Origin of the sequence: Sediminibacterium sp. (assembly GCF_030695065.1) — a bacterium.
In the GTDB taxonomy this organism is placed as follows: domain Bacteria; phylum Bacteroidota; class Bacteroidia; order Chitinophagales; family Chitinophagaceae; genus Sediminibacterium.
Genome location: NZ_JAUYTR010000007.1, coordinates 94,753 through 111,504 on the forward strand (window position 1 = coordinate 94,753; position 16,752 = coordinate 111,504).

Below are 16,752 nucleotides of genomic sequence, written 5' to 3' on the forward strand. Positions count from 1 at the left end.
ATGATTCATTTTGATCTTCCTAAACAGAAATCATCCATTATTAAAGTATTGGGTGTTGGCGGAGGTGGAAGCAACGCTGTTAACTTTATGTTTGAACAAGACATAGAGGGTGTTGACTTTATTATCTGCAATACCGATGCTAAAGCAATTGAACAAAGTAAAGTTCCCAATAAAATTCAACTAGGACCACACTTAACGCAAGGGTTGGGTGCAGGTGCTAACCCAGAAGTGGGTAAGCGTGCAACCGAAGAGTCGCTAGAAGAAATCAAACGTATTTTAGAAGTGAATACCAAAATGGCATTCATTACGGTAGGAATGGGTGGTGGTACTGGTACCGGTGGTGCACCCATTATTGCTCAAATTTGTAAAGATTTAGGCATTTTAACCGTTGGGATTGTAACCACTCCATTTGGTTTTGAAGGCCCGCGCAGACAGTTACAGGCAGAGGAAGGCATTAAAGCGTTGAAGCCTTATGTTGATACCTTACTCGTTATTAGCAACGATAAATTGCGCATGCAGTATGGCAATTTGAAAATGAAAGAAGCATTTTCAAAAGCAGACAATGTGTTGGCTACTGCTGCAAAATGTATTACCGATGTAATTAATAGTCGTGGTCATATTATTGTAGACTTTGCCGATGTATGCACTGTTATGAAAAATGGTGGTGTAGCAATTTTAGGTAAAGCAGAAGTAGAAGGAGAGAACAGGGCACAAATTGCTATTGAAGAAGCATTGTCTTCTCCTTTGTTAAACGATAGTGATATTAGAGGTGCTAAGTGGATCTTAATAAATATTAATAGTGCAGAAGGCGAACACGAGTGCACGATGGACGAATTAGAAATCATCAACAATCATTTGCGTTTGCAAGCTGGTGAAGATGCAGATGTAATTGTAGGTATGGGCTATGAACAATCTTTGGATAAGAAAATTGGTATCACTTTAGTGGCTACTGGTTTTGAACACAAAGATCCATTTGCAAAACCTGCTGCTGAAGCAAAACAAGAAGCAAAGCCTGAAAAGATTGTAATGACTTTGAAAGTGGAACATCCTGCTGTTAAGTCGGGTATTATTACTGCTACTACTTCTGCTGAGGCTGTTGAAAAACCGGCAACTGTAGCTCCAGTAGATAGCAATGCACCTACTTTTGAAACTTTAGAAATTCCTTCTGCTCCTCAAACAATTGTATTCGATATTACCCCTCCAATAGAACCTGCAGCGGCTGAAGCAGTTGCTGAGATAGACACTGTTGAAGAGGTTGTTTCAATGGGTGTTTATATGGAAACACCTGCCATTACCGAAGCTGAGCTAGAGTTAATGCCTACTTTGCAAGGACCACCTGAAGTACATATTTTTGATGAAGTAGAAGATTTGGCTCCAATACCTACAGCCATTCATTCCAATTTTGCAACTGGGTTTTTGAATAAGCCTGCTAATATTTACGCAAGTGCTACTTCTTCGGCTTCACAAGAGCCTAATGAGCCAAGCAAGCCTGAAACACCTGCTCAGCCTATTATTCAGCCAAAACCTGAACCAATTTATTCAGCACCTGTAGTTCCGCCTACACCTCCAACCACGCAAACTCCTCCTCCGCCGGTGGCAGAAGATGAGAATCAATTTGATATGCAGTTGGTAGAGAAACCAGAGGGATATAATACACCGGTAACAGGACCTGTTGCTGCTGCACCAGATGCTGCTTGTGCTGGTGGAGATTATATGGATGATGTGGAAGAGCAAAAAAGAAGAGCCGCTGAGCGTATTCAAAAATTGCGCAACCTCTCTTTCAATGTAAACAACACTGCTGATATGAATGGGGAGTTTGACGCAGTGCCTGCATATGTTAGAAGAAATATGGAGTTGTTTGGCAACACCCTTACTTCTGTAGAAAATTTTTATAGTAAATACACCGTAGGGAAGGATGAAAACAATCAAACACAAATTAATACCATCAACACTTTCTTAGACGGTAAAAAACCCGACTAAGCAACTTAGACTAACCCAACCATTATACTTTCGGATGCCCTGCTCTTTTAGAGCGGGGCTTTTTTATTAGGCTTCGTTGATCCTCTAGTCCCTACCTTTGTTAATATATAAAGCATGTACTATGGCAACTATCATGATTACTGGTGGAACAGGAACAGTGGGTAAGCGGTTAACTGAAATCTTGCTCGAAAAGAGACACTCGGTAATTATTGTAGGAAGAAGCGGCAATCCCAAACAGCCGCCGAAGGATGATGCAAACAGCAACAACTTAAATTTAACCTACGCACAATGGAATATTGATGCCCAATCTATTGATGAATGGGCCATTCAGCAGGCTGATTATATTATTCATTTGGCTGGTGCGGGTGTTGCAGATAAACGTTGGTCGGATGCACGTAAAAAAGAAATTGCGGATAGCCGAATTAATAGTTGTGCACTTATTGTGAAAGCTTTGTCCTCTATCCCGAATAAGGTAAAAGGGGTGATTAGTGCCTCCGCTATTGGCTGGTATGGCCCTGATAATCATGACGGGGCAGACAATGTAGAGGGCGGAGAATTAACTGCGGGCGCTAATAAAATTGGCTTCACCGAAGAAGCAAATCCTTACCCAGATTTTTTGGGTAATACTTGCAAAGCCTGGGAAGACAGTATTGCTCCTGTTACAACCTTAGGAAAGCGATTGGTTATTTTAAGAACGGGAATTGTGCTTAGCAATGAAGGTGGTGCATTGGTGGAGTTTAAAAAACCATTATTGTTTAAAACTGCTGCTATATTGGGCTCGGGCAATCAAATGATCAGCTGGATTCATGTAGACGATTTGTGTAATCAATACATTTATGCAATTGAAAACGAACAAATGAATGGGGTTTATAATGCGGTTGCACCTAATCCTGTTAGCAATAAAACCCTCACCATTGAATTGGCTAAAAAAATATGCGGCTCATTTTATATTCCTTTTTATGTGCCTGCTTTTGTATTGAAAATAGTATTGGGCGAAATGAGTATTGAAGTGCTCAAAAGTGCAACAGTAAGTAGTAGCAAAATCGAAAACGCTGGTTTCCAATTTGCTTATCCTACCATTGATGCTGCACTTCAAGCGTTAACGCACAATTAGTTTAGTTGCCGTATTGGTTTAAGCTAAATCTCTTTTGCTGTGTACTTTAAAGCAAACCACCCAAATAATTAGCGTGTACACACAAGTTAATATTACTTGTTCGCCCACTAAAGTAAGTGCCAATTCATAGCCTTCCTTTGCGTCTTTTCCAAAATTGCCAGAGAATGCAGGGGCTACCAATATATTGTCGGATACTTCAATGGGTAAGAATCTGGTGATGGGCACTTTTTTGTATTTTAAATAAGCAACCAATATGTTTTCGACCACTAAATAATAAAACAAGAATATTCCCAATGCAATGAATGCTTTTTTAACTAAGTAGCCCAATAAAAATGCAATAGACAATTGGGCAAATGTTTGCAAATAAAACATGGGTATATAATGCAATTGCTCTGCTATTCGTCCCAAATTATCTGGATCTGCATATAGGCCAAAAGCCAATGCTACCAGCATATACACTGCCATCACTACAAATGAAATGATTGCTACATCTATTAACTTACTCGCCATGAACTCTTTTCTGCTCCATCCATCTATGATGTTTTGCTTATGGGTTCGGTAATTGTATTCGTTGGTAATTAACATGATTACCAAGATGGCGGGTAATAAAACAAAAAAGGAAGAAAAATATGCAACCGTATGAAAGGTTTCTGGAAAAGCAAATGGATTACCCAATAACATTTTAGCAATATTGTTGGTCATTTCTTTTCCCTGTGTAAACTGGTTGTATATATTATAGAACATATAGTTGATGCTGGGATAAGTAAGCATCACTATTGCCAGCATCCACCAAAATGCTGGATACTTTTTTATTTTCAACCATTCTATTTTTAAGAGCAAGCTCATTGTATTCAATTTAATTGTTAGTCGTTGGTTAATTCAAAGAATTTAGATTCTAGTCGCTGCTTTTTATTTAATAATAAATTCAATGTAATGCCTTTACTAAAGCAGAATTGATTTACTTCTTCTAAATTGGCTGTACCTGCTGGAAAATGAATTTGTATGCGTTGATTGTCTTCTTTGATGCTCAATACATTTTGCATCCCCTCTATACATCCTTTGAGGGCTTGCATATCTGTTGCTGCTACTTCTACAATGTCTTCATTACTCAATACTTCATCAACTGGCCCACTGGTTAATAGTGTTCCTCTTTTGAGGATGGCTACATGCGAACAAATTTTTTCTACCTCATCCAATAAATGACTCGCTATAATAATAGTAATGCCTTTGTTTGCCAGCCTTCTTATTAATTCTCTGATTTCTAGAATTCCAACAGGATCTAATCCATTGGTTGGCTCATCTAATAATAGTACTTCGGGATTACCTAATAATGCCGCTGCTATTGCCAGCCTTTGTTTCATTCCCAAACTATATGTACTGAATTTGCTTTTCTTTCGCTCGGTTAGTTTTACAATTTCTATTACTTCGTCAATGGCTGCATCGTTTCCTCTTCCGCTAATGGCAGAAGTGATTTTTAAATTATCTACCGCAGATAAATAATGATAAAAATTGGGCGTCTCTAATAATGAGCCAATTCTTTTTCTTGCTGCGGCTGTTGGGGGTTGATTAAACCAACTATAAGTTCCCGTGTCTGCCCCTAATACATCTAATACAATACTCATTAAAGTGGTTTTTCCACTTCCATTTGGTCCCAGTATTCCAAATACACTTCCCTTTGGTATGGTTAATGAAACCTGCTTTAGGGCTTTTACTTTACCGTAGGCTTTGCTCACCCCATCTACTTGCAATACTGTTTCCATATAATTATTTTAATCCTTTAACCAGTTTTTCAGTTGCTTGATTACTTTTTCTCCTTTCAAAATACCAAACTTATCGTTGTAATCCCAAAGCATCACTGGTATATCAAAACCTTTCATAATGCCAGTGATATCTCTAAGATAGGCAGATTTTGCTTTGGCTGATGCTAAATTGATGACCCCCGTTTCTGTACAGATAAGTGGTAAATTTTGCTTATCGGCTTCTGCTTTAATCTTTTTAATGCGCATAAATAAGTACTCATAATTGGATTCCCTGGGAAACCGTTCAAATTCCTTAATCACTTCTGAGTCGGCTGCTGCGCCCACCAATTCTGGCATTTTTCTTTTCTTAAAGGGATATGGCAGGCCGGTCATATAGGTTTTCTCCTTGGTCCAATCGGCTCCTTGGTGCGTAAACACATAGGGTTCATAAAAATGAAATGTATACAATAGTTTTCCATCATCTGAAGACAGTTTGCCCATGGTGAGCAATTCATTAATGCCATTGTAATTGGCTCCTCCAATAATGAATATTCTGTCGGGGTCTTCTTTTCTTAATTCTCTTACCAATGTAGTTGCGGTTGATTTCCAAATATCCATATCGGTAGTGGGTTCGTTATACAGTTCTAAAAACAGCTTCTCGTAAGAAAACTCCCGCATATAGTTGATGACCTGTTTCCAAATTTTAATGATTCTTTCTGTCTCTGTTTCCCTATTTTGGTTGTTGAGCTTGCCATAATGGTACACAATTACCAGTTTCAGGTTCAATCTTCTACAGTTCATATAGGTTTCATGCAATTTTTGAAGAATCTGTTCGTTTAATTGAACAGATCCCTCCCTCATGAAGTAATCAAATGCCACTGGTAACCTTACGGTTTCAAATCCAGCTTCGGCAATTGATTCTAACATTGGGCGAATATTGGTCTTTAAAAGTTGCTCCTGGCTTTGCCAATGCTGCTCTAATAAAGAAATATTTACCCCTTGTCCTAGTGATTGAGAGATCTTACGAAGTGCTTCGGTGGTTTGAGTTTGAGCGGGTTTTAATCCAACCCCAAATAGGAAAAGGTAAATGGTGAGTACTAAAGTTCTTCGTAACACGTTTTAAAATTAGTTTGAATAATATTTTACCAGTTGTAGATAAGTACCCATGATCGACTACCATCGGATTCCTTATGTAAATATAGACCGCGCTAAGCTTTCTAACGAATTAGTTAAGCGCGGTGCCTACTATTCTAATGTGGCCGTTTGGACCCTGATGTTCTCACTTCCGCTTTTCTGGCTACTCGATGTGCTTTTTATGAAGGAAGATTGGGTATTTCTTCTGATTATTCGATTGATTTTCTTCAGCATTTCTTATTTCTTTTACATTTTTGGCACCAAGAAAAGATGGGGCCATGAACTGATATTAAACTTAGTGGTTGGGGTAAATATTGCATTGGTCTCTATGATTTGCGGTATTGTTCCTGTTTCGTTGGCCATGCCTTACTATTTGTTGGCATCTATCATGATGCTCTTATTGAATACCATTTTATTTTGGAGGCCCATTTTTGCTCAACTACATGCGGCCATTTCTTTCACTATTATTTTATTCATGTACTCACTCAATAACCAAACGGGTGGCTACAGTAGTTTAATTTCTAATGGGGGAGGTGTTTACTTTCTGGTTTCTGCTTTTTCTATCATGATTGCCTTTAATAGGTACCAAATAGTAAAAAGAGAAACAGAAAAAAACCTAATCATTGAAGAATCTAACCGTCGTTTATTAGAGCAGAACGAAAAAATAAATGACCAGCACCATATTATTGATGAAAAAAATCGTCGTTTAAAGGAGTTAAGCGATTATCGCCAGAATACGCTAAACATTATGATTCACGACCTCAAGAACTTTATTGGGTCTAATCAAATTTCTATTGATTTAATCAATAGAAAGAGCAGCAATTTAACCAGCGATCAAAAAGAAATTCTGAGCTATATCACTATGGGTAATGAGAAACTACATTACCTAAGTCAAAAATTGGCTGAATCTGCCGAAGCCGATACGGGTAAGATTACTTACCATATGGAACAGTTCGACATTATTCCAGAAGTAGAAAAAGCCGCTATTACCCTAGTAGATGCGGCTAGTATTAAGCAAGTGAACCTTCAGGTTCACCTTTCGCCGTCTGAAGTTATGGTCAATATTGATAAAATATTTTTACGTCATATATTATTCAAGCTACTTTCTAACGTTATTAGGTTTATCCAAAAGGGTTCTTCGGTTAGTATTCATGCCAATGACCTCGATGGGGCCTGCATTATTGAAATCATCAATAAAACAGCTAACCCTATTGGGATGGAAAAATTAGATGAATATTTTAGTCGTTTAACCAATCCCAATCAGTCTGATTTGGCCACCAACCAGTCGGGCATGGGATTTTCCATTGCCAAGCAGCTAACCGAAGATATGGGGGGTTCGCTTACGTACGAAAGCAATGTAACTATTGGAAACTATTTCAAACTCAAATTCAAACTGGCTTAGTTTAAATACCCGAAATCATGAAAACAAAATCTTCCCTGCTCGTACTGTTCCTGCTAATGGCAGGTAGTATTATTGCCCAGGATTTTAAAACCCGCTCTTTGGAAGCTATGGGATATAGAAATGAATCCATAATGGGAATTAATGGCGCCATTTCTTACTTCCTTAAAGTGCAACCAAGGGATGATGTGGACCGCACGAATTTGATTCTTCAGGTGAAGCCATCGCAGGTTTTAAGAGAAGATATGTCTACTATAACGGTTTCGTTAAAAGACGAACCGGTATACACCACTCGTTTGGTTGCTGATGCCATTGATTCGGTAATGACCATTGTAATTCCATTAAATAAACGATATGTACAGGAAGATGGTCGTTTCATTAAAATGAGAATTGATGCTAAAATGGCTATGTCTGATGAGTATTGTAAAGACGTAGACAATCCGGCTATTTGGGTTACGGTAAGAAACTCTTCTTATTTAGAAGTAGTAAAGCAAGATAGAACAACCTACTACCATAGTTTAAAAGAAACCATTTCTGAGTTTAATTCGGTTTCTACCCCTGTTAATGCAGACTTAGACGATCTTACCAGTGGCGCCATTGTATTTGCTTTATTAAAACAAAAAGGTGGGTTAGAAGAAATTGCAACTACCAACTATAGGAATACCGATTCTTCTGTTGGAACTACCGTATTAACTGGTTTATATAGCAAGCTCCCTCCATATATTCAGGCTCAATTACCTGAATTCAAAAACGGCCAAGGTCTTATTAAAAATGTTGTACTCGATAATGGTGATTATATTTTCGTTATTACCGGAAAAGACCAAGAAGGATATCGGAAAGCCATCTATACACTTACTAACTATAAAATTATCAATGGTAGCTTTACGTATACCATGATTGTAGATGCTGGTCCTCCTTCTTATTTTGATAAGAATCAATTGCCAGTGGTATTTTCTTTGGAAGAATTGGGGGGTACGCCCAAACTAATGGAAGGTATTGGGGCACTTAAAACCAACTATGCATTCTCTTTGGCCGATTACAATGCCATTCCAAAGAAACTAACTTTCCACTTGGAAGCCATGTTGTCTTTATTAAAAGAGGGTGACCGAGGTTTCTTAAATGTTTACCTAAACGACAACTTGGTATTTAGTACCGACTTGCACGATAAAACCAGCTTTAATGGAGACATTGAATTAAAGCCTTACTTACTTACCAAAAATAACTCCTTGGTAGTTGAAATGCGTTTTCATGGTGCGGGTGGTATTTGTAAAGAAGGTTTCTCTAATTTCTTTGGATTCATTGATACCAAAACATCTAACCTGGTTTTCTCTGGTGAAAAAGTAAACGAGTTCTACAACTTCTTTAACTACCCAGGTGAATTTAGAAAGAAGTCTTTGCGTTGTATTATCACCCCAACGTTAATGCCCTACTTAGCCCCCTCTTTGGGCGAATTGATTTATCAATTAAATACTGCAACACTGGCTGCTAACTATTTATTTATTCCTGAGTTAGTATCTTCTGATAAAGCCAATCTAACTGATATGGCCAATATGAATGCAATTGCATTGTTGCATAGAAATGATCCATTAATTAAAAACTTTGAGAAGAATCTTCCCGTTCAGTTTAATAGAGATTTCCAATTGTATAAAGATATAAGTGGAGAAACTTCCTACTCAATTAATGACTTCTCTAACTCAGGTATTGCACAAATTTTCCGACAGGGTAGCTCTACTTTCTTGCTGGTAAGTGCATTGGGAGATTCCAGTATTAGTGATGCATTTGAAGGGGTAATTAAGAGCTTTGGTTCTCAATACTCTGCAATTGAAAGTAACGTTTGTATTGCCAATAGTAAGGGTAAGAGTAACTTCTTCTTTAAACTTCCAGACAATGCAGGATTGGTTACTTACCGTGGAGATAAAAATAATATGGCAATGCTGTGGAATAAATACAAATACTTTATGTTGGGTGGTTTAGCCATCTTACTAGTACTTGGATTCTTCTTCATTAGAAAGCGTGTTAAAAAATCTCAAGAGATTGTTTAATTGGTTCCTTAAAAATCCGTAGCGTCTATGCCAGTTTGTGCCTTGAATAATATGATTAGTGTGGGCTTGTTTACCACGGCCAAACTGGAAGAAATTGACGTTATTGCCGATGAGTTTGAATATGCGCAAATTAAAGCGGCGCTTAACTTTGGGTACCTAACCCGAAAATTATATGTATCGTTTTTAGAGCGTTCAGGGTTTCCGTTGGTTGATGTGCGAAACGAAGTGTTAGATGAGAGCTTTGTAGAGCAATGCGACCTGCTGCACTTGAACGCTTTTTTATATTTACCTATGCGCAACGACGGCAAAGGTAATTTGTTGGTTGCCGCTGCCGATCCTATGGACGAACGTTTGCAGGGGATTTTAGAAATCAAATTCAACAGCAAAATTAAACTTGTTGCTGCTTCTGACTTAGACATCACTTGGATGGTACACAAATTAAGAGGGGAGTACTATGTAAAAGAATCGGTGTTTAGCTTGATGCGTAAAGATCCAGAGAGTTCTGGGTTAACTACTTTTACTGATGCCCAGTTGTTGTTTATTTTCATAGCAATTGGCTTTGCTTTATTGGTGCTTACCATCAACTTTGTTAATAGTTTTATTTTCTTTAACCTCTTCTTTAGTTTTGTATTTCTTTTCTCTATCGTATTTAAATTATACATCGCTTTAAAAGGGTCTAAATACGAGCTGGTTGAAGTGGTAACCAAAGAGGAAGTAAAAGCCGTAAAGAACGACACACTTCCTGTATACACCATTTTGCTTCCAGTGTATAAAGAGGATAAATTGATTCGTAAATTAATTTGGAACCTACGAAGCCTAGATTATCCTCGTGGAAAATTAGACGTAAAATTATTGATTGAAGAAGACGACGATAAAACCTTGAATGCGGTAAGAAACCTCGACTTCCCCGCCAACTTCGAAACAATTGTGGTTCCTTTTCATATGCCTAAAACCAAGCCCAAAGCTTGTAACTACGGGCTGTTCTTTTGTAAAGGCATTTACTTAACCATTTATGATGCAGAAGATGTACCCGATTCTGATCAACTTAAAAAAGTGGTTAGTCTGTTTCGTAAACTTCCAAAAGATTATGTGGTACTACAAGGTGCCCTTAACTATTTTAATAAGAATGAGAACCTGCTTACTAGAATGTTCACGTTGGAATATTCTTATTGGTTCGATTATATGTTGCCTGGTTTGCAGTCATTAGACGTTCCTATTCCATTGGGTGGAACATCCAATCATTTTAAATTAGATAAGTTAAAAGAATTGGGTGGTTGGGATCCATTTAACGTTACAGAAGATGCCGATTTGGGCGTTCGCGTATTTGAGAAAAGGTATAAAGTAGGGGTAGTGAATAGTACTACTTTAGAAGAAGCCAATAATGAACCTTTTAATTGGATTAGGCAGCGCTCTCGTTGGATTAAAGGGTATATGCAAACCTTATTGGTGCATATGCGAAATCCGGTTAGATTGGTTAATAAAATTGGTTGGAGAGGTTTCTTTGGATTTAACTTCTTTGTTGGGTTCACGCCTATTACTTTCTTGCTTTATCCAGTATTATTGGGTTTCTATATTATATACATCATATTCGATTTGCAAACAGTGCGGATATTGTTTCCAGACTGGGTATTGTATATTTCTATTTTCAACTTTGTGGCGGGTAATACTTTAATGATTTATGTAAATATGTTGGCTGTATTTAAGCGCAGATTTTACGAGTTAATTTTATTTGCTTTAGTGAATCCTTTTTATTGGTTAATGCACTCTATTGCTGCTTATAAAGGGTTATGGCAATTGATTTATAAACCTTTTTATTGGGAAAAAACCAATCATGGGTTAACTAAAATGTCGCATTCATCATCTGCTGCTGCAGCAGCAAATGCAAATGAAGTATAATGAAGTTCAAAAGTCAACAATTAAGAGTAGTGTCTTTGCTGCTGGTAATTTATTACCTCATATTAGCATGGATGTTTAATAGAACGGGATACGAACATTCTGAACGATTGTTCTATGCAGAGAAATTAAAGCTCTTATTTGAATACAGCGAAAATACCTTGTTAACCTTAGGAACTACCTTCCCTACTACTTCTTTTTTAATCAATGTTATTTTTGCTCCTTTTGGATACTTATTTGCACCAGTAGCTTCTTCCATTGTATTAATGTCTTTCTTGTTCTTTTTTATGGCGAAAGACATTAATGGTTCTGGGTTGCCTGCAAGAACAATGATCATTTCATTAATGGCTTTGTTCTTACTTCATCCACAGTTTATTTTTGCAGCAACCAGTGGAAGAAATATTGCAGCTATTATGCTGTTCACTTATTTGCTTTTTAGGAGTTTATTCTTTTATTATAAAAATCAAACTACTTATTATTTATCCTTAGCCAGTTTGTATTTAGGCGCACTAATTTTTTCGGAGATAAAATTTCTCTGGCTAATATTAGGCTTCTTACCCTTTGTGGTATTGGTTTCTATTGAGGGGATTAAAACCGCTAAAGGAGAGCCGGTTGTATTTCAATACTATCAGGCCTTAAACAATCGATCGCTTAGAAGAAAACTGGTGAATAGAACGGTGTCGTTGTATTTTATTCTTTATTTATTGCCGTTGGCTGCAGTGTTTTTATTTAGGGTATTGAATCAATCACACGCAGGTGACCCCACTTACTTTTTAAGCAGTCAGTATTCTAACTGGCGTGTAACAGGGGTTTCTACAATTACCAATATTTTAGAACGAGGATCAGGTGATAATTTGAGTAAGCAAACCCAAATTATTTTTCCGCTTTTCACCATTTTTTTGGCGCCCATTTTTATTTCTGCAATGATTTTATTCAAGGGTAAATTATATGAGCTCTTGACTATTTTTACCCCTTTGATTTTTACTTCTATTGTATTAATTGATATTCAGTATTATTTAACTACCGAATACTTTGTAATCATTCCTGTACTGTCTTTTGTTGCACTCAATTTTGCATCGGGTATTAAACTAAATCGTTTCATGTCTTCAGTAATTCTTTTAGCTGGTACCGGCTTAACCTTATTGGGTGGGTTGTATTATTTTAAAGAAACTTCCGATTTTGATGAACAGCGATTTGTTAAAATGGTTACGGACACACCTAGCTGGTTTGCTACCAAAAAAAATTCTGAAGAAAAAATATTGGCCGACTATATTGGTTCTGTAAAATCGGCTGACAGGCCTGTTTTAATTGATGATGCAGCTGCTTACGGTGTGGTAGCACATTTACCCAATTTAGAAGGATTGGTTATGCCGTTGCAGAAAAACTTTATTACGGTTATTGAAAATCCCGCTCTTTCTGTAGAGTATATTCTCATTGCAAAAAGGCATAACCTCAAACACAATTTTACGGCAATGAACGCCTATAATATGATTGTAATGAGAGATCGGTTGAACCTTAGGTCCAACCGAGTCTTTGAAACAGAAAACTGGATTGTGTATTCTATTCGTTAGTTGCGAATAGGTCTTCCGCTTTTTAATACGCTTTGTATTCTCTCTAACGATTTCTTTTCGCCACATAAGCTTAAGAACGCCTCTCTTTCTAAATCTAAGAGGTATTGTTCGCTTACCATTGTTTGTTCACTCAAATCTCCACCACACATTACATAAGCCAGTTTACGCGCTACCAATGCATCGTGGTCGGTAGCATATCCACCTCTCCACATTCCATTTATGCCCGCCAGCATGGCACCTAATCCTGATTTGCCCAATACTTTAATATCGGTTCTTTGTACTGGTGTATTATAGCCCGCTTCGTGTAATTCTAAAACCGATTTTTTTGCTTCTGCAATTCTTCTTCCAATATTCATGACCACTTCATCGGTGCCTGGTCTTAAAATACCCATTTCAAATGCTTCGTGTGCAGAGGTAGCCACTTTAGCTGTTGCAATGGCAAAGAATCTTTTCTTTAAAGTATTGGTTTCTGGTTCGTCTTCGTGTAATTCGTCGGAAGCACGCAATGCAAATTCTTTGGTGCCACCACCACCTGGTATTAAACCTACTCCCAATTCTACCAATCCTATATAAGTTTCTGCTGCAGCACAAACTTTGTCTGCGTGTAAATTCATTTCGCATCCACCTCCCAATGTTAAACCATGCGGTGCTGTAACAACGGGCACACTTGAATAACGCAAGCGCATCATACTGTTTTGGAACATACGAATGGCCATATCTAATTCATCGTATTCTTGCTCTATGGCCAGCATAAAAATCATTCCCACATTTGCACCTGCACTAAAATTGGGTCCTTCGTTGGCTATCACCAATCCTTTAAAACTTTCTTCTGCTTTACTGATGGCTTTGTTTACTCCTTCTAAAACCTCGCCACCCATGCTGTTCATTTTGGTGCTCCATTCTAATCCTGCCACTCCATCTCCAATATCGTACATTCTACATGCACTGTTTTTCCAAACTAAATTGTCGCTATGGTTTTTCAAGATTAAGAAAGACTCTCCTCCAGGTATGGCTTTAAATGATTTAGAAGGAATATCATAATACATTCTTTTGCCATGCTCTACTTTATAAAAATTGGTTGCGCCAGTGGCCAGCATTTCGGTAACCCATGGTGCTACTGCATATCCGGCTGCTTGCATGGCTTCTACTGTTTTAGCAACACCTACGGTATCCCATGATTCAAAAGCACCAATTTCCCATCCAAAGCCCGCCATCATGGCATCGTCTACGCGGTATACTTCGTCACTTATTTCTGGAATTCTAAATGAAATATAAGAGAACAAAGAATAATGAAATGCTCGGTAAAATTCACCCGCTTTATCAGGTGCAGCACTTAACATTTTAATTCTTTGCTTTAAATCTTCTACTGGTTTTGCTGCTTCAAGGCTTGCAAATTTGGGCTTTACCCTGGCACCATATTCCATGGTTTCCAAGTTCAGCGTTAATATTTCTTTGCCTGTTGTAGATTTAATTTTCTTGAAAAATCCTTGCCCTGTTTTATCTCCTAACCAATTGTTGGTAGTGATGGTATCTAACCAAGCTGGGATAGTAAAAATTGTTTTTGCTTCATCATTGGGGCAATTGTCTGCAACGCCTTTGGCAACTTTTACCAATGTGTCTATACCTACTACATCTGCTGTTCTAAATGTGGCCGATTTGGGTCTACCAATAATGGGTCCTGTTAGTGCATCAATTTCATCTACACTTAGCTTTTGCTTATCCATGATATGGAATATGCTCATGATGCTGAATACCCCAATTCTATTGGCAATAAAAGCGGGTGTGTCTTTACAAAGCACAGTGGTTTTACCCAAATGAACGTCTCCATAATGCATTAAGAAATCTACTACTTCTTGATTGGTAAATGGCGTAGGAATAATTTCTAGTAAACGCAAATAGCGTGGCGGATTAAAAAAGTGTGTGCCGCAGAAATGCTTTTTAAAATCTTCGCTTCTTCCTTCGGCCATCATATGAATAGGAATACCTGAGGTATTGGAAGTAATTAGGGTTCCTGGTTTTCTAAATTTTTCTACCTTCTCATAAATCAATTGCTTAATATCTAAGCGCTCTACCACTACTTCAATAATCCAATCGCAACTGGCAATATCTTTCATATTGTCGTCGAAATTGCCGGTCTTAATTCTGTTCACTACCGACTTAGTAAAAACAGGAGATGGATTACTTTTTATGGCAGCAGTTAATGCATCGTTCACTAGTTTGTTGCGTTCTGCTGGTTTGGTACTTTCTGCTGCTGCAGCGGGAACCATATCTAATAATAAAACGGGTAATCCAATACCTGCAAAATGACAAGCAATTCTGGAACCCATTACACCGCTTCCTAATACCGCAACTTTTTTAATTGAACGTTTCATTATTGTATTATTTATGGTCAAGTATCTGCCAAGCCTGGCATGGCAAAATTAGTTAGTTATGCAACTATTTTCCGAAGATAAGGTAAATTTTTTCCGGGGGCTGCCTTCTGGGCAAAAAAAAATATCAAATCTTTCGAGGGGAAAAATTTGATATTAAATGAATTGGTTTTTCAGGGGATTTTACTCCTCTGATACGGCAGCACCCTTGTAAGCAAAATACAAGCAAACAAGGTAAACTGCTAACAAAACGTATACTAGCATAATCGGGGGGATTTTAGTTATACTAATTTAAGTAGAAAATGCACTCATCAGAATATTTTTATGTTAACATTTGTGAATAAGCATTATTTTACCTTTTTGTGACAAACTATTGGGCACAATTTTTAGAAAAATCTTCTACAGTTAAATACAAACGTTTTTTAGACCGCTGTTTTCAAATAATTGCCATTTAAAATTTAGGGGCGTCTATTCAGGTGGTTAAACGTATTTTTGAAATATGGAGATTAGTCTTAAAACCATACAGCATCTGGCCCATTTGAGCAGGCTTCAAATAAATGAAGACCAATTGGCGCAGTATCAAACAGATATGCAAAAAATGGTTGTTTTTATTGAAAAATTACAAGAGCTCAATACCGATGGGGTAGAACCATTGTTAATGTTATCCGATGCAAGTACTGCTTTAAGAGAAGATCAAATAAGCGAAAGTCTTAGTTCATCGGATGCATTAAAAAATGCACCATCTCACAACCAACAATACTTTAAAGTACCAACGGTTATTAAAAAATAAACCAACTATGTCTGCAGAATCAATTATACATCTTGAAGGAATTGAAAAAAGTTATTTCATGGGTAACCAGGCAATTCCAGTTTTAAAAGGAATTAACCTAGACATTTATAAGAATGAATATGTAGCATTAATGGGTCCTTCAGGTAGTGGTAAAAGTACACTAATGAATATCTTAGGCTGCTTAGATTCTCCTACTGGTGGCAAGTATATTTTAAATGGAAAAGACGTTAGTAAAATGCTAGACGATGATTTAGCAGAAGTACGCAATACCGAAATTGGGTTTGTGTTTCAACAATTTAATTTATTGCCTCGCTTAAGTGCTGCGGAGAATGTAGCACTTCCATTAATTTATGCAGGCGTGTCTAAAAAACTAAGATTGGAACGTGCCTTAGACGCATTAGACAAAGTAGGCTTGGCCGATCGTTCTCACCACAAATCGAATGAGTTGAGCGGTGGTCAAATTCAAAGGGTAGCTATTGCACGAGCTTTGGTGAATAATCCCTCCATATTATTGGCAGATGAACCTACTGGTAATTTAGATTCTAAAACTTCGGTTGAAGTAATGCAGATATTTGGTAAACTACAAGCTGCTGGTAACACCGTGATTTTGGTTACCCACGAAGAAGATATTGCTGCTTATGCACACCGTGTGGTAAGATTAAGAGACGGTTTGGTGGAAAGCGACAATACAAAACCTTAATTTGCCGAACATTTGAGCAAC

General features: G+C 37.5%; 12 protein-coding genes. 8 read left to right on the top strand and 4 right to left on the bottom strand.

Annotation, left to right across the window (positions count from 1 at the left end; translation table 11 throughout):
* Together ftsZ and Q8S25_RS01720 are read left to right on the top strand one after the other, a co-directional pair.
* Entirely contained in the window at positions 1-1,980 is a 1,980-nt protein-coding gene (gene ftsZ, locus Q8S25_RS01715) for a cell division protein FtsZ (RefSeq protein WP_305534265.1), read from the top strand.
* Between the two features lie 121 nt (positions 1,981-2,101).
* Positions 2,102-3,094, top strand: coding sequence for a TIGR01777 family oxidoreductase (locus tag Q8S25_RS01720; protein ID WP_305534266.1), 993 nt, complete (start codon positions 2,102-2,104; stop codon positions 3,092-3,094).
* 18 nt (positions 3,095-3,112) lie between these two features.
* On the opposite strand, the gene Q8S25_RS01725 is transcribed toward Q8S25_RS01720, so the two are convergent.
* From Q8S25_RS01725 to Q8S25_RS01735, 3 genes are read right to left on the bottom strand one after another with little or no spacing between them, the layout of a single operon-like run.
* Positions 3,113-3,940 carry an ABC transporter permease subunit gene (locus Q8S25_RS01725; protein WP_305534267.1) on the bottom strand — a complete coding sequence of 276 codons (828 nt, stop codon included), beginning with the start codon at positions 3,938-3,940 and terminating at the stop codon, positions 3,113-3,115.
* A 17-nt stretch (positions 3,941-3,957) separates the two neighbouring features.
* On the bottom strand, positions 3,958-4,854 hold the full coding sequence (locus tag Q8S25_RS01730; protein WP_305534269.1) for an ABC transporter ATP-binding protein: 897 nt from the start codon (positions 4,852-4,854) through the stop codon (positions 3,958-3,960).
* 9 nt (positions 4,855-4,863) lie between these two features.
* Positions 4,864-5,949, bottom strand: a complete 1,086-nt coding sequence (locus Q8S25_RS01735; protein WP_305534271.1) for a glycoside hydrolase family 5 protein — start codon at positions 5,947-5,949, stop codon at positions 4,864-4,866.
* Positions 5,950-5,998: 49 nt separating this feature from the next.
* Here Q8S25_RS01735 and Q8S25_RS01740 point away from each other — a divergent pair, with 49 nt between their 5' ends.
* From Q8S25_RS01740 to Q8S25_RS01755, 4 genes are read left to right on the top strand one after another with little or no spacing between them, the layout of a single operon-like run.
* Complete coding sequence (locus tag Q8S25_RS01740; RefSeq protein ID WP_305534273.1) at positions 5,999-7,369, top strand: sensor histidine kinase KdpD; 1,371 nt, start codon at positions 5,999-6,001, stop codon at positions 7,367-7,369.
* 17 nt (positions 7,370-7,386) lie between these two features.
* Positions 7,387-9,408, top strand: a complete 2,022-nt coding sequence (locus tag Q8S25_RS01745) for a cellulose biosynthesis cyclic di-GMP-binding regulatory protein BcsB (protein WP_305534275.1) — start codon at positions 7,387-7,389, stop codon at positions 9,406-9,408.
* Between the two features lie 27 nt (positions 9,409-9,435).
* On the top strand, positions 9,436-11,304 hold the full coding sequence (locus Q8S25_RS01750) for a glycosyltransferase family 2 protein (RefSeq protein ID WP_305534277.1): 1,869 nt from the start codon (positions 9,436-9,438) through the stop codon (positions 11,302-11,304).
* Positions 11,304-12,872: a hypothetical protein gene (locus Q8S25_RS01755; protein ID WP_305534279.1), complete on the top strand. Its 1,569-nt coding sequence runs from the start codon at positions 11,304-11,306 to the stop codon at positions 12,870-12,872. Before Q8S25_RS01750 ends, Q8S25_RS01755 begins: the two co-directional genes overlap by 1 nt.
* Here Q8S25_RS01755 and Q8S25_RS01760 read toward each other — a convergent pair.
* Positions 12,869-15,244 (bottom strand): 3-hydroxyacyl-CoA dehydrogenase/enoyl-CoA hydratase family protein, encoded by a 2,376-nt coding sequence (locus Q8S25_RS01760; RefSeq protein WP_305534281.1) that lies wholly within the window; start codon positions 15,242-15,244, stop codon positions 12,869-12,871. The two genes, Q8S25_RS01755 and Q8S25_RS01760, sit on opposite strands and share 4 nt — an antisense overlap.
* Positions 15,245-15,740: 496 nt before the next feature.
* Between Q8S25_RS01760 and gatC the strand changes: the two genes are divergently transcribed.
* Both gatC and Q8S25_RS01770 read left to right on the top strand, forming a co-directional pair.
* Positions 15,741-16,031 carry an Asp-tRNA(Asn)/Glu-tRNA(Gln) amidotransferase subunit GatC gene (gene gatC, locus Q8S25_RS01765; RefSeq protein WP_305534282.1) on the top strand — a complete coding sequence of 97 codons (291 nt, stop codon included), beginning with the start codon at positions 15,741-15,743 and terminating at the stop codon, positions 16,029-16,031.
* Between the two features lie 7 nt (positions 16,032-16,038).
* Positions 16,039-16,731: an ABC transporter ATP-binding protein gene (locus Q8S25_RS01770; RefSeq protein ID WP_305534284.1), complete on the top strand. Its 693-nt coding sequence runs from the start codon at positions 16,039-16,041 to the stop codon at positions 16,729-16,731.
* The last annotated feature ends 21 nt before the right edge of the window (positions 16,732-16,752 follow it).